At 40.1% G+C, this 14,382-nt stretch carries 13 protein-coding genes; 1 reads left to right on the forward strand and 12 read right to left on the reverse strand.

Going from position 1 to position 14,382, the window contains the following annotated elements; genetic code table 11:
* Positions 1 to 115: 115 nt before the first annotated feature.
* From J580_RS15920 to J580_RS15955, 8 genes are all read right to left on the reverse strand, one after another.
* Positions 116 to 985 (reverse strand): hypothetical protein, encoded by an 870-nt coding sequence (locus tag J580_RS15920; protein WP_032004886.1) that lies wholly within the window; start codon positions 983 to 985, stop codon positions 116 to 118.
* Positions 986 to 1,001: 16 nt separating this feature from the next.
* A complete protein-coding gene (gene aroB, locus J580_RS15925) occupies positions 1,002 to 2,084 on the reverse strand; it encodes a 3-dehydroquinate synthase (protein WP_005067096.1) in 1,083 nt (360 codons plus the stop codon).
* Positions 2,085 to 2,112: 28 nt separating this feature from the next.
* Entirely contained in the window at positions 2,113 to 2,682 is a 570-nt protein-coding gene (aroK, locus tag J580_RS15930) for a shikimate kinase AroK (RefSeq protein ID WP_032004887.1), read from the reverse strand.
* 11 nt (positions 2,683 to 2,693) lie between these two features.
* Positions 2,694 to 4,820, reverse strand: coding sequence for a type IV pilus secretin PilQ (gene pilQ, locus J580_RS15935; protein ID WP_032004888.1), 2,127 nt, complete (start codon positions 4,818 to 4,820; stop codon positions 2,694 to 2,696).
* Positions 4,821 to 4,882: 62 nt separating this feature from the next.
* Positions 4,883 to 5,410, reverse strand: coding sequence for a pilus assembly protein PilP (locus tag J580_RS15940; protein WP_017481730.1), 528 nt, complete (start codon positions 5,408 to 5,410; stop codon positions 4,883 to 4,885).
* Between the two features lie 11 nt (positions 5,411 to 5,421).
* Positions 5,422 to 6,201 (reverse strand): type 4a pilus biogenesis protein PilO, encoded by a 780-nt coding sequence (locus J580_RS15945; protein ID WP_005067082.1) that lies wholly within the window; start codon positions 6,199 to 6,201, stop codon positions 5,422 to 5,424.
* Positions 6,198 to 6,839, reverse strand: coding sequence for a PilN domain-containing protein (locus J580_RS15950; protein WP_032004890.1), 642 nt, complete (start codon positions 6,837 to 6,839; stop codon positions 6,198 to 6,200). The genes J580_RS15945 and J580_RS15950 overlap by 4 nt, the downstream gene beginning before the upstream one ends.
* A complete protein-coding gene (locus tag J580_RS15955) occupies positions 6,839 to 7,897 on the reverse strand; it encodes a pilus assembly protein PilM (RefSeq protein WP_005067078.1) in 1,059 nt (352 codons plus the stop codon). The genes J580_RS15950 and J580_RS15955 overlap by 1 nt, the downstream gene beginning before the upstream one ends.
* A gap of 161 nt (positions 7,898 to 8,058) precedes the next feature.
* Here J580_RS15955 and ponA point away from each other — a divergent pair, with 161 nt between their 5' ends.
* Positions 8,059 to 10,620: a penicillin-binding protein PBP1a gene (ponA, locus tag J580_RS15960; protein ID WP_032004891.1), complete on the forward strand. Its 2,562-nt coding sequence runs from the start codon at positions 8,059 to 8,061 to the stop codon at positions 10,618 to 10,620.
* 15 nt (positions 10,621 to 10,635) lie between these two features.
* Here ponA and J580_RS15965 read toward each other — a convergent pair whose 3' ends face one another.
* Genes J580_RS15965 through J580_RS15980 form a run of 4 tightly spaced genes read right to left on the reverse strand, consistent with a single transcriptional unit; the run spans position 10,636 to position 14,374 of the window.
* Positions 10,636 to 11,460, reverse strand: a complete 825-nt coding sequence (locus J580_RS15965) for a putative RNA methyltransferase (RefSeq protein ID WP_081310122.1) — start codon at positions 11,458 to 11,460, stop codon at positions 10,636 to 10,638.
* A 2-nt stretch (positions 11,461 to 11,462) separates the two neighbouring features.
* Entirely contained in the window at positions 11,463 to 11,795 is a 333-nt protein-coding gene (locus J580_RS15970; protein ID WP_002116981.1) for a hypothetical protein, read from the reverse strand.
* A gap of 59 nt (positions 11,796 to 11,854) precedes the next feature.
* Positions 11,855 to 12,973: a phospho-N-acetylmuramoyl-pentapeptide-transferase gene (gene mraY, locus J580_RS15975; protein ID WP_002116751.1), complete on the reverse strand. Its 1,119-nt coding sequence runs from the start codon at positions 12,971 to 12,973 to the stop codon at positions 11,855 to 11,857.
* The gene (locus J580_RS15980) at positions 12,974 to 14,374 is read right to left on the reverse strand and encodes a UDP-N-acetylmuramoyl-tripeptide--D-alanyl-D-alanine ligase (RefSeq protein ID WP_032004895.1); all 1,401 of its coding nucleotides are present in this window, start codon (positions 14,372 to 14,374) and stop codon (positions 12,974 to 12,976) included. It abuts the gene before it with no gap.
* Positions 14,375 to 14,382 lie beyond the last annotated feature (8 nt).

Below are 14,382 nucleotides of genomic sequence, written 5' to 3' on the forward strand. Positions count from 1 at the left end.
GATCGATTTTATTCGCGTTATCATTTTAATAAATGACTAAATATGCACCACAGTTGATCAAAAAATATATATGACTATTATTATTGCACCATATTTGTGCGATACATCCTTATAATTAATTGCCTCTTGTGCCCTCATTTGTTGCATTTTTTACTGAAGGTTCTGTTGTACGATTCTGTTGAGCCTTTTTAGCCACATCAACTGCCGAATTAGACTGATGTACATCCACAACATTCCCCTCAGCATCTCGACGAATAATCGTTGTACGAGTTGTAGAGTTTGTTGCTGGAGCTACCACTTTAGGTTGTGTAGCCACACCGCCCCCTATGAGCAAGGACTCATCAATTTTAGGGAGGGCAGCTGGACGTAACCGCACTTCATAAGTTTGGCTAATGCCACCTTTCATTTCATCCGCCCCTAAATCATTGACTAATGGCGCATAAGTCGAAAATTGTTGCGGCTGAGGTTTAATTGATTCAGGTAAATCAAGGTTAAGTTGGGTTAACTGCTGAATTGCATCTTCAGAACGTTTAAATACACCATATGTCAAAACATATTGTTCAGATTGCTTATCTCCACTTAAACGGAAGTAGATAAATTTATTTCGTTCTGGACGATTTTTTAAAAAGTTTTTAATAATATCTTCATCAGACGCACGGAAAAGCTCAAGCGTCCATTGTTTCTTGTTTTCATTAATAAATTTTGTACCGCGAAACTCTGCCTCATGCTGACCAGAAGCAACCGTACGAGTTGTTAAATCAAGAGGTCTAACTTCATCAGCTAAAGCCCCTAAATTAGCCGTTGTTGCTACCTTCTCTGGCTGAATTTGCACTGGCGCATCCGAATCAGCTGATTTTTCAACTTCAACCAGCTTTTTACTATCGGTCATTACCCAAAAAATAAAAGCGAGCAACAAGCAGACGATACCACCCACCAACCAGATATATTGTTGAACATTCTGCCAAAGTGTACGTGATACAGTCATGTGTTACCTTAATTTATTATCCGTGTTGATTTGCCAAAATAGCTTGTTTCATGAGTTCAACATCAAAGTCTTTAGTAATTACTGCTTGCCCAAGTTGCTTTAACAGCACTAAACGTAATTGACCATTGAGAACTTTTTTATCATGCGCCATATATCCAAGGAATTCATCCAATGGAATTTTTGGACATGATATCGGCAAATTAGCGCGTTGAATAATTTTTTTTGTACGCTCTACATCATCGCTTGAAATCCAACCTAAACGTTGTGATAAATCAGCCGCCATCACCATGCCTGTCGCTACTGCTTCACCATGCAACCAAGTGCCATAGCCAAGGTAAGATTCAATCGCATGACCGAAAGTATGCCCTAAGTTGAGTAAAGCTCGTTCGCCTTGCTCTTTTTCATCGTTGGCCACAATTCGTGCTTTATGAGCACATGAACGATAAACAGCTTCTGCTAAAAGTTCAGCATCTCGCCCAATTAACCCATCCATATTCTGCTCTAACCAAACAAGAAAATCAGCGTCACCCAACAAGGCATATTTAATGACTTCTGATAATCCAGCAGATAACTCTCGATCTGGTAAAGTATCGAGTTGAGCCATATCAGCCAAAACAACTTGAGGTTGCTGAAATGCGCCCAACATGTTCTTACCAAGAGGATGATTAATCCCCGTTTTACCACCTACACTTGAGTCTACTTGTGAAAGAAGTGTAGTCGGAACCTGAATAAAATAAACACCACGTTGGAAACATGCTGACGCAAAACCAGCCATATCCCCGATAACACCACCACCCAAAGCTAAAACCGTACAATCACGATTAAAACCAGCTTCAAGTAAAGCATCAAAAATTAAATTTAGATGTTGAATATCTTTATATTTCTCACCATCTGGCAAAATACAAGTCGCTACAGTTTTACCCAAACTTTTTAAAGCTTCTTGATAATGAGATAAATATAAAGGAGCGACCGTTTCGTTACTCACGATCATGACCTGTTGACCATGAATATAAGGCTCAAGCAACTGCTTAGGATCAAGTTGACTGCCAATAAAAATAGGATAACGGCGTTCGCCTAATTCAACATGTAAAGTTTGCATGAGTTTATAAAACCACAAGTAAGTTTGGCTATTTTAGCGGGTTGGACAAAATAAGTTGCAAAATCTTTTGAGCAAGATCACGAGCAGCACCCTGATTGGTTTCAATCGTGTAATGCGCAACTTCACGATATAAAGGATCACGTATTTTTAACAAATCACGTAATTTTTGTTCAGGGTTTTCAACTTGTAATAGAGGTCTATTTTTATCGCGGTAAGTTCGTTGTAATTGTAGTTCTACAGGAGTGTAAAGATAAACAACAATACCACGTTGCTTTAGAAATTCGCGGTTGGGTGCTTGAGTAATTGCACCTCCACCTGTCGCCAACACTAAGGCTCTACGGGAAGTCAACTCATTTAACACTACTGTTTCACGAGTACGAAATCCAAACTCCCCTTCTTTCTCAAAAATCCAGGGAATAGTGGCACCTGTTTTGCGTTCAATTTCATGATCACTATCTAAAAATTCACGCCCTAATAGTTCGGCTAAATGACGTCCAACGGTTGTTTTTCCTGCCCCCATGGGCCCTACCAAATAAATATTTGGCAGGGTTTCAAACGCTTTGCTTGGCAAGGCGCCACCTATTTCAATTGCTTTCATTAAAAAATATATTAATGATTTCTCACCAAAGTGTCATTAACAATTCGTGGCGTAACGAAAATCAGTAACTCTTGCTTATCATCAGATTTCACATCTTTTCTAAATAAACGTCCAACGACAGGAATGTCTCCAAAGAAAGGAACCTTGGTTTGTGAATTAGAAGTAGTCTGCTCAAACACCCCTCCTAAAATGACTGTCTCACCATTATTAACAAGTACATTGGTATTAATATTATTTTTATTTAAAATTAATTCACCATTAGGTGCTTCGCCGGCTACAGAATCCTTAGAAATATCCAATTTCATTTGAATTTTACCGTCAGGCGTAATACTCGGGGTAACATCTAGGCTTAATAGTGCATCTTTAAATGATGTACTTGCTGTGGCACCCGCAGCAGAATTAGTTGTGGTTTGATAAGGAACTTGTTGACCTGTTGCCACTCTCGCAGGTTGTTTATCTGCGGTCATCACTTTAGGTGTGGAAATCACCTCACCATAGCCATCAGCTTGTAATGCAGAAAGTTCGAGATCAAGCATAAAATCAGACATACTAATCAAGCCAAAGGCAATACTTCCAGCCGGATTGGTTACACCTAAATCGACATTTAAGTTATCTGGACGTTCAATCGTGTATTTATAACCACCCGTAGTCTCATCCTTTTTGGGCTCTCGTAAATTCCATAAGGTCGTTTCGCTACCACCAACTAATAAATTATTATTGTTGGTAATCCCTTGCGATAATATTCCCCATTTAACACCGAGCTCTTTAGTAAAAGAAGTAGAAGCTCTTACAATTCGAGCTTCCACCATGACTTGTTTGATCTGTACATCAATCAAATCAATCATTTTACGAACTTTATCAATATTTTGGGCTGTATCATTTACAATCAAAGTATTAGTACGCGTATCGGCAACAGCACTACCTCTTGAGCTTAACAAGCTTTCTAAAGCAAGAGAGTCTGAACCTGCTGTACGATTTGCGACAGCTGTCTTGCCATCACGAGTCTCTTCAATTAGTTTAAGGACATCTGCTGCTTTTGCATAATTCAAACGAATATAATCTGTTTGGATCGGTGCTAATTTAATAGTTTGTGCTAAAGCTTTTGCCTCATCGTCTTCTGCCTTGATCAGTTCCGCAACTGGAGCAATCCAAATTACATTACCATTTCTGCGTTTATCTAAATTTTTAGTTTTTAAAATAATATCAAGTGCCTGATCCCATGGGACATCTTTTAAACGCAAAGTGATGTTACCTTGCACACTGTCAGCCGCAACCATATTAATGCCAGTAAAATCAGCAAGTAATTGTAAAACGCGACGAACTTCAATATCTTGAAAATCGAGAGAAAGCTTATTACCAGAATAATTAGATGGTTTAGATGAAGTGTTTACACTTTTATCTTGAGGACGCTTGAGACTGATGGTTAATTTATTTTCCGCCTGATAAGCCATATATTCATAGCTACCAGTAGATTGAATCGTAATAACACCGTTGCCTTTATCATTATAAGATTCAATGGTCGAAACAGGCGTTGCAAAATCATTTACATTTAAGCGCTTAGCTAAATGAGTAGGAATTTTAGAACCCAAAGTTTTTACTACAACTTTGCTGCCTTGTTGTTGCACATCAACAGGCGTATTACTCCCCAACAGGTCAATAACAATAAGACCTTCCCCTTGACTACCGCGTTGGAAGCCGATGTTTGAAACACCGTGGGTTTGCATTGCATTTGCTGATACAGGTTTAGCTACAACTTGCGCAGAATTAATCTTTAAAATAAAAGTGTTGCCTTCAATACGAGTTGTAAAAGCACCTGCCTCTTTCAAATTTACAGTTAAACGTGAACGCTGATCATCGGAGCTTACATCGACCGAACTCGCTTCATCCGTTCCAATCGCCACTTTTGACTGTGTTAAATTCTGCTGCGCTTTATTAAAGTCTAGAATCAAACGTGAAGGATTCTCAAGCTGATATGCCTGTGGTTGCGGTGGCAAGCCATTAAATATCACTCGAATTTCTGTTCCCTGACCCGCTATTTGCGTCGGTACAATATTAGTCATGCTGACCTGTGCAGACGCAACCTGCATAATTGCAATCGCCACAGCTCCCATAGAAAACTGACGGAATACGTGATTCATTGTCTAACCATCCCCAATAAATAATCTTTAAAAATAATTTTTTCTTTGTTATTCCCTAAATTTTAGGGTGCGGGTCCAATTAACACTAAGGTTCTTGGTCTCTCCACATAGCCTTCTCGCCCATCAGGGACAATCTCCACCAAATCAATCTGAGTAGGACCAATATGGGTAATTCGACCTTGATTCATCCCGATATAGTTCCCTACCTGCACTCGCTCAATTTGTTGATCAGGTGTTTGGATCAGAGCCATGACTTGCCCGCGGCTGTTACGCATACTTCCTTTCATATTTAAGGACTCTAATGCATAGCTTTCGAGTGGCTGTGGTGCTCGTGAGAAATTCGGATATACTCGTTTCCCCGCCATAATTTTGAGCTCAGCAGCAAGTGAGCTTGGTAAAAATGGGCTCTTTAACTGATGGGCTGCATAATTAAATTGTGGCACAGGCGTAAAAACAGGCGCTGGTTCTATAGCTTGTGGTGGCTGATTACGTATATCGGCCATTTGCTGATTTACGGCGTCGATTCTAGAGTCGCATCCAACCAAAACCAAGCCTATCCCCAGAGAAAGTAAAATTTTCTTTAGTTTCATTAGTTATCCTCCTACTTTCGCTTTGACTTCTTTATAGAAGGAATATGTGCATTACGGCTATCGGAGGCGTTTATCTGACTTTCACCATTTATTACTTGAGGATCACTATTATTTTGGTTTTCAACCGCGCCCATATAACGATAAGTTTTTGCTTTGATAGAATAATTAAGCACAGGAATATCTGATTTACCATCCTTAACAGGAGCAGCTTCAACAATAAAATCATGCATCGTCACAATACGTGGTAATGCCGCAATACTGCTAACAAAAGCACCGAAAGCGTGATAATCCCCAGTTGCTTCGATAGTAATAGGCTGTTCAATAAAAATTTCCTGCTTCACTTCATCTTCTAAGCGGATATTTTTAAACTTCAGACCAGAATTCACCCCCGTTAAGTTAATATCTTCAACTAAACTTGGAATTTCGGTTTCTTTTGGCAATTGTTCTAACTGTTGATTGAAGTTGGCTTGCATCTCTTGAAGTTGAAGCTGGTATTGCTGCAAGTTGCGTAATTTTGAGTCTTTTTCTCGAAACTCATTTAATAAATTACTTTCTTGTGCTTGAGCATTATCAATTGCTTGTAGCTTTGGTTGAATAGCAACAAAATACCCTAAAGCCAATACAGCAAAGAAAATAAAAATCCAACACGTAATTTTCACAGATAATGGCCAGCTGCCATAACTGTTCATGTCGAGCGTGTTAAATTGCTGAAGGAATTTTTCTAAGGTGATCTTTTTTTTCTTAGATGGAGCTTGTTCTAAAGACAGCTCATGAAGTTCATCAGGACTCATTTTGCCGCCTCCTTATCCGTACCTACAGACGTATTGGCGGTATCATCTGTTGTAGTCACACCCATTTCCCCTACATCAACAGTAACAACAAAACTGCCATAGCTATCTTCAACTCTAGGAAGCAAAGAACTTACAGCCTTATCTTTTTTCTCTTCGGTCGCCAAGAAAGAACTCATAAAAGCGTTGCGATACCATGGCGATGCTTCGAGATTACGTAATAACTCTGCAACTGTATTTGGACTTTCCGCTTTACCTTCAATCGTAAATTTATCTCCGGTTCGACTGAATTTAGTCAAATACATGGCTGCCGGGGTCACACGTACTAATTCATCCACCAAACGTACAACGACCGGACGCTGGCTTTGCAAACCTTGAATGAGCTTCATACGCTCAATAATTGCGTCCCGCTGTTCTTGCAAGCCATTTAAGGTTTTAAGTTGTTGATCTAGATTTTGGTTTGTACTGATGATGAGCTGATTTGCTTGTTCTTGATCATTTAATTTTTGATTCAAATAAAACCACCCTGCAAATACAGTGGTTATCCCCAAAACAACGACCCCAAAACATAAAATAATAAATTGTTTTTTACGCTGCTCCCTAAGCCCATCACGCCAAGGGAGTAAATTAATTGTTGCCATTAATCAAAACTCCTTAAAGCCAAGCCACATGCCACCATTAATGAAGAAGCATCATTTTCAATTTTTTGAACGTCGACTTGAGGAGAGAAACCCATTTGTAAAAATGGATTGGCGATAGTGACTCGGTAACCGAGTTTCTGCTGCAACAATTTAGCAAGCCCTGGAATGTTGGCATTGCCACCCGCTAGCAAAATATGGTCAATTTCATTGAATTGGGATGAAGAGAAGAAAAATTGTAGAGATCTAGCAGCTTGCTGAACTACAGCATCTAAAAATGGTTCTAAGATTTCGATGTCATAATCATCTGGCAAAGAACGTTCTTTTTTAGCGCGTCCCGCTTCTTCTAATGACAAACCGTAACGGCTTTGAATTTCCAAAGTAAGCTGTTTACCGCCAAAGACTTGTTCACGGGTATAAATGATTTTGCCATTTTGCATAACCGATAATGTGGTCATGGTATGGCCAATATCTAAAATACCAATGGTATTTGCACCCATGGGTAAGCTATCAGCAAACACACTAAAAGCACGCTCGACAGCATAACTTTCAACATCAGCAAGCTTAGGCGTTAAATCAACCAGTTCCAGTACTTCTACGCGTGTTTCAACATTTTCTGTTCGTGTTGCGACTAAAAGTACATTCACACGATTTGGATTCGGCAGTCGATCTGGTAAAACCTCAAAATCAAGGCTCACCTCATCTAAAGGGAACGGTATATATTGCTCCGCATCTAATCGAATCTGAACTTCACGTTCATCATCGTTCATATCTGCATCCATTTCGATGGTTTTATGAATAACCGTCGATGTTGGAACAGCAATTGCAGCGTTAGTGGTGTGGGGATTTGCTAAATTCATCGCCCGTTCCAAAGCTTCTGCAACTGCTTCTGGATTCAAAATATTTTTTTCAACTACACTGTTCTCAGGTAAAGGCGTTAAAGCATAGCTTTCTACCCAATATTTACCGTTCTTAACAGAGAGCTCTAACAACTTAACAGAAGTCGAACTAATATCGACACCCATTAACCCCTTATTCGGTTTACGATATAACCTGAGCACACTATTGTCCTATTATTTTTTTATCCCCAAAAAAAATTACAAACCAATAATCTAGGTCTTTATTTTTACACGGATACAATATCTCATCTAACAATCCGCATGTCTAAAGGCTATACTGACCACAATTAGTTTGTATTCGATCTTATTAAAGCTTACTTATCATGAAAAAGCTATCCAGTTTGGGCTTCGTGCGTCCAATTTTTTTGATCATTATTATTATCTTAGTCTCACTTCCGATGGGCTTTTATGGCATGTATCTCTATATCGCCCCATCGCTTCCAGAAATGAGTTCACTAAAAAAAGCTCCCCTTTTAAAACCATTACAGGTCTACACTTCAGACAATCAACTGATTGCCGAGTACGGTGGTAAGCTTTCTATTCCGGTTGAATACAAACAAATTCCCCCTGCTTTTATTCATGCATTTTTAGCAGCAGAAGACTCTTCTTTCTTTGAACATAGCGGGATCAGTTTTAAAGGTTTAGGCCGTGCTTTGAGCGAAAGTGTGACGGGTTCAGATGTGCAAACTGGTGGTTCAACGATCACCATGCAAGTTGCAAAGAACTATTATTTGAGTCCAGAAAGAACTCTAAAACGTAAAATAACCGAAATCTTTTTGGCTCGAAAAATTGAGCAAAATTTGTCTAAAGAAGAAATTCTCAGTCTCTATGTGAATAAAATCTTCTTAGGGAAAAATGCGTATGGTATCGCGGCAGCAGCTAAAATTTATTATAACAAAAGCATTAATGAGCTCAGTATTGCTCAAATGGCAATGATTGCAGGTTTGCCAAAAGCACCTTCTAAATATAACCCTGTAGTTAATCCTGAGCGCGCACTCGAACGACGCAACTGGATTTTAGGCCGTATGTTACAGCTGGGTTATATTTCTCAAGCAGAATATCAAAAAGCTGTTGCAGAGCCGATCAATTTAAATATGCCCAATCGGGATTTAAATAATATTCATCCCTATGCTGGGGAAATGGTTCGTTCAGAACTTGTAAAGCATTTTGGCGAACAAGCCATTGATTCTGGTTATAAAGTCTACACAACAATTAATGCTAAACGCCAAGCGATTGCAGAAAAAGCTGTGCAAGATGGCCTTGAAGCTTATGACCGTCGTCATGGCTGGCGTGGGGCTGAAGCACATGACAAACCGTTAACTGAATTTAGAGCATATGCCAACACCTATCCTGCACAAGTCACTAAGGTAAATAGCAGCTCTTTTGAAGCATTAATGCAAGATGGCTCAACCGTTACGGTTCAATGGTCTGGCATGTCATGGGCACGCCCCTATCGCAATGCAAATAGCGTAGGTGGCGCTCCTTCACGCGCATCTCAAATTGTTAAAGTTAAAGATATTGTTCGTTTACGCCCAAATGATAATAAAACCGCATGGTCTTTAGTTCAGGTTCCAAAAGTTCAAGGTCAACTCATTGCAATTAACCCGAATGATGGTTCAATTGAAGCAATCGTAGGTGGCTACAACTTCTACCAATCAAAATTTAACCGTGCCTTACAAGGCTGGCGTCAACCGGGTTCTACAATCAAGCCATTCCTTTATGCTTTAGCATTAGAAAGAGGTATGACCCCGTATAGCATGGTGAATGATAGCCCAATTACAATTGGCAAATGGACACCGCGAAACTCTGATGGGCGTTACTTAGGTATGATCCCATTACGTCGTGCCTTATATTTGTCTCGTAATACCGTATCAGTAAGACTTCTACAAACAGTAGGGATTGAACGTACTCGCCAATTATTTATGGATTTTGGTTTACAAGAAGATCAAATTCCTCGCAACTACACTATTGCCTTAGGTACTCCTCAAGTATTACCAATTCAAATGGCAACTGGTTATGCAACGTTTGCAAACGGCGGTTACCGTGTTCAACCGCATTTCATTCAACGTATTGAAGATGCTTATGGCAAAGTCATTTATGAAGCCAAACCAGAATACGCATGTATTCCATGTATTAATGCACCTGACACCACAGATGATGAGCAAAAACCTAAAACGACTGATGATGAAGTCATTGAAGTTACGAATAAAGACATAGAACAGAAAGAAAACGCAGCTAAGCAGCTTAATCTTAAACAGACTGACAAAAACAACAGTCAATATCGCCAAGCTCAACGTATTTTAAAATCAAGCTCTGCTTATGATATGGCGAACATCTTACGTGATGTAATCGAGCATGGTACAGGTCGTGCTGCACTTAAAATTGGCCGTAGTGATTTAGGTGGTAAAACAGGTACTACAAATGATGCAAAAGATGCATGGTTTGCAGGCTTCAACGGCAAGTTAGTGACTGTAGCATGGGTTGGATTTGACCAACCGACTACGCTTGGCCGTCGTGAATATGGTGGTATTGCCGCATTGCCGATCTGGATTAACTTTATGGGTCAAGCATTGCAAGGTACGCCAGCAGCTTGGGTCCGTTTAGATAAAGATGCTAAAGGTCCTATTTCACGTGACCAACAAGAAACCGTGACAGAAGTAGCTGATAAGAAGACTTATCGTGCGGCTCCACCACTAGCACGTCCGCTCTATCGACCAGCACCGCCACAACCAAAACTAAGCAATGACAATGACTTTTCCGATTTACCAGGTGAAGAAATTGTTATTCCGTCAAAAGCTGCGCCTCCTGCCATGAGACCTTCACAGGAGTCCGCTCCTAAGCGAGAAAAAGATGAATTAGAAAATCTGATTAATCAGATTGAATAATAGAAAAAGCCATCGTTAGATGGCTTTTTTATTGCGCTTCTGAAAGATATAAATTTGAAATGATGCCGTTACTTCTAATTGCAATTGCTGCTCTAACCGCAAACGACGCTCAGGAGAGGCTTTATAAGCATAAGGTGTCATAGCAATCAGATTTTTTAAAGCCTGTTGATCAAGCACAAAAGGCGCATCAATAATTTGCTCTTGCTTTAACTCAAACAAATCTTGTAGTTGCTCTACAAACTTTTCTGGTATGTGAGGATTAACTTGCTCAAATAAAGCCTCACGCATGGCGTACAAATGTTCAGAAGCAGGCGTGACAACAATTAAATAGCCTTTATCTTTTAAAACACGCGCAATTTCTGCTTGCGGAATTGGGCTAAATAAACTGGTGCAAGCATCCATGCTATGGTCTAGCACCGGTAAAGTCGCCCCTGTTCCTACAACCCAAGTTACTTTAGGATTGAGCTTTGCCGCACGCTGTACAGCAGTTTTTGCAATATCAACACCAACACAGTGCTCAACGACTTGCTGCATGGCACTTGTATAGTAGCCCTCACCACAACCAATATCGAGTATCGCTTTTACATTGAGTTGCTTTAATAAATCGACTACTGCCTGCTGTAATGGCTGATAGTAACCACTTTGTAAAAAAACTCGGCGCGCATCTACTGACTCGGGCGTATCCCCTGGGTTTTTACTATGTTTATGTTGCACCACATGTAAATTGACATAGCCTTGTTTAGCCACATCGTAACTATGCCCTTGCTCACATCGCCAAGTTCGTTCAGTTAAATTTAGGGGCTGACGACACACAGGACACATTAAAATTTGCTTAGCCACTTTTAATTATTCTCTTGTTCTTTTTGTTGTAAATAAGTCTTTGCGTGTAGTCCAACAAAGGTGCGGCCTGCATTTGTACCATTAATCCATTCATCTACCTGAAACAAATCAAACAGACCTACTTTGACTAACGTTGGAATTGCGATCTTTAGCTCTTCCTCAATTTGTCCTCTTTGCCCAGCATTATATAATTCAATATTGTGCAGCATTGTCGCTACAGTTCCTGTTTGCACCTGACTTCCATCTTTAAGTACAACTTGAGGTAATACTTCGCCCTCTCCAACTACTTTTTGATTAATCACAGATAATTGGTCTAGACCAGCAACTTTTGTCATTCACCTCTCCAATAAAAAAAGCCAGTAGAACTGGCTTTATATTGACACTAAAATAAGATCTATCGCAATTTTAAAGTCATTAGACCTAAAACTACTAATATAATTGTAATAATCCAAAAACGGATTACAACTTGCGTTTCTTTCCAGCCCTGCTTTTCATAGTGATGATGTAGCGGTGCCATTAAGAACACACGTTTATTACGCATACGCAAGGAGCCGATTTGTAAGAATACAGATACTGCCTCCATTACAAATACACCACCCATAATTGCAAATACGATTTCTTGACGAACCATAACTGCAATTGTTCCAAGCATCGCACCTAAAGCTAAAGCACCGACATCACCCATAAATACTTGAGCAGGATGCGCGTTATACCAAAGGAATGCCAAACCTGCACCAATCATGGCAGAACAGATTACTACGAGTTCAGAGGTATATTTCACATATGGAATATGTAAATAGTTAGCGAAACGGATGTCACCAGACAAGTAAGCAAATACGCCTAAACCTGTAGCCACCATAACAACTGGCATGATTGCCAAGCCATCTAAACCATCTGTTAAGTTAACAGCGTTAGAAGCACCATTAATCACCAGATAGGTAAATACAATAAATGCCAAACCTAAAGGAACAATTGAGAGTGGAATTGAAAGATTCTTAAAGAATGGAATCAATAAATCCAGCATATTGGCGGTATGTTCTGCATTGGACTGTTGAGTTGCGATTAAATATAACGCAATACCAGCACCCAGCGATGCAACAGAAGTCCAGAAAAACTTCTTACGTGCAGGTAAACCTGCATTGTCTTTATAGCGAATTTTAATCCAGTCATCTGCCCAGCCTACAGCACCGAATACAACCATTACACCAAGCACAATCCAGACATAAGGGTTAGATAAATCAGCCCATAGTAAAGTACTAATACCAATTGAAAGCAGAATTAAAATTCCGCCCATCGTTGGTGTACCCATTTTTTTAGCATGATTTTCAGGAGCAAACGAACTTACTGCCTGACCGTATTTTAACGCTTGTAATTTACGAATCATGATCGGTCCAAGGACCAGACCAATGGTCAGTGAAGTTAATACACTGAGTAAAGAACGTAATGTTAAATAACGAACGACCTGAAACGAGCTGTGATAGCCCGCAAGTTGTTCAAACAACCATAACAGCATTTAAAGTTTCTCCATCAAATCAGCCATCAACGTTTCCATATGAGTAAAGCGAGAACCTTTAAACAGGAAACTCATGGACTGGGGTTGATGTGTTTGGATTAGATTGATTAAAAATGGAAGCGCCTCAGCTTGTGTCTGAAATGCTTTCACTTTATTAGAATGAGAGTCTGCACCCTCGAGAGCAGCTGGAGCGAACTGTCCAACTGCAATAATATGATCTAAAGAAAGTTCGGCAAGATCACGGCCTAAATCATGATGCTCTTGCCAACTGCTATCACCTAACTCACCAATATCCCCCATGACCATTACTTTTACGCCTTGTTGCTGCAACAACACTTGTGCAGCAGCGCGCATAGAAGTCGGATTGGCATTGTAGGTATCATCAATAAATAAGTAAGGTGACTTTTGAATAAAGTTAAGACGACCTTTCGCTCCTTGAGCTTGCTCTAAACCTTGGACAATATCTTCTAGTCCAATACCAATTGCTAAAGCAAAAGCTACAGCTGCGGTCGCATTTTGAACATTATGCTCACCCGCAAAAGGAAGCTTAACTGCACTGCTACCTTGCGGTGTATGAAGGTTAAAATTCGTTGATTGAGGCAATAACTCCACATCTGTTGCATAGACATCGCCTCCTACACCAAATGTAGAAATACGATGAGCTTTCGCAGCATCAAGAATTTCGACAGTGAAGTCATCTTGTTGCGGCACGATTGCAACGCCATTTGGTAAAATATGACCATAAATTTCCGATTTTGCGCGGCAAATACCTTCACGACCACCAAACTCGCCTAAATGAGCTGTACCAATATTTAATATGCCCGCAACATGAGGCTGAACGAGTTTTGATGTGTAATCAATCTCGCCTTGATGGCTTGCACCCAACTCCATTACCGCATATTGATGTTCTTTGCGAAGCTCTAGCAACATCATTGGTACACCAAGGTCATTATTTAAATTGCCTCGGGTGATTAGTGTCGGTGCTAAGCGCGACAATATACTTCCCAGCATTTCTTTGGTTGTAGTTTTACCACTACTTCCCGTTAAGGCAATCACCTTTAATTGTGAGTTTTGCTCACGGCGATAAGCGCCGAGTTGCCCTAAAGCCAATCGGGTATCGGCAACAACGAGTTGCGCAATATCTACATCTAGCGGACGTTCAACAATAGCTATTTGACAACCATTTGCAGCAACTTGCACAACGAAATCATGCGCATCGAAACGCTCACCTTTTAGTGCTAAAAAGGCATCCCCAGTTTCCGCATGACGCGAGTCCGTCAAAATACGTTTAATTTCAGTTTGAGGGATCTGGTCTTTATGCCAGTAGCCCTGTGTTGCCTGTTGTAATTGTTGAGCTGTCCACGGTTCCAAAGGCACGGTACTGGTGGTTGAAGTATGCATAATTCGTC

Origin of the sequence: Acinetobacter sp. 1542444, assembly GCF_000581835.1 — a bacterium.
Classification (GTDB): domain Bacteria; phylum Pseudomonadota; class Gammaproteobacteria; order Pseudomonadales; family Moraxellaceae; genus Acinetobacter; species Acinetobacter pittii.

Excerpts from the sequence above, each read along its gene's own strand:
- J580_RS15920 (WP_032004886.1), bottom strand. The coding sequence starts at position 985 with ATGACTGTATCACGTACACTTTGGCAGAATGTTCAACAATATATCTGG.
- aroB (WP_005067096.1), bottom strand. The coding sequence starts at position 2,084 with ATGCAAACTTTACATGTTGAATTAGGCGAACGCCGTTATCCTATTTTT.
- aroK (WP_032004887.1), bottom strand. The coding sequence starts at position 2,682 with ATGAAAGCAATTGAAATAGGTGGCGCCTTGCCAAGCAAAGCGTTTGAA.
- pilQ (WP_032004888.1), bottom strand. The coding sequence starts at position 4,820 with ATGAATCACGTATTCCGTCAGTTTTCTATGGGAGCTGTGGCGATTGCA.
- J580_RS15940 (WP_017481730.1), bottom strand. The coding sequence starts at position 5,410 with ATGAAACTAAAGAAAATTTTACTTTCTCTGGGGATAGGCTTGGTTTTG.
- J580_RS15945 (WP_005067082.1), bottom strand. The coding sequence starts at position 6,201 with ATGAGTCCTGATGAACTTCATGAGCTGTCTTTAGAACAAGCTCCATCT.
- J580_RS15950 (WP_032004890.1), bottom strand. The coding sequence starts at position 6,839 with ATGGCAACAATTAATTTACTCCCTTGGCGTGATGGGCTTAGGGAGCAG.
- ponA (WP_032004891.1), top strand. The coding sequence starts at position 8,059 with ATGAAAAAGCTATCCAGTTTGGGCTTCGTGCGTCCAATTTTTTTGATC.
- J580_RS15970 (WP_002116981.1), bottom strand. The coding sequence starts at position 11,795 with ATGACAAAAGTTGCTGGTCTAGACCAATTATCTGTGATTAATCAAAAA.
- mraY (WP_002116751.1), bottom strand. The coding sequence starts at position 12,973 with ATGCTGTTATGGTTGTTTGAACAACTTGCGGGCTATCACAGCTCGTTT.
- J580_RS15980 (WP_032004895.1), bottom strand. The coding sequence starts at position 14,374 with ATGCATACTTCAACCACCAGTACCGTGCCTTTGGAACCGTGGACAGCT.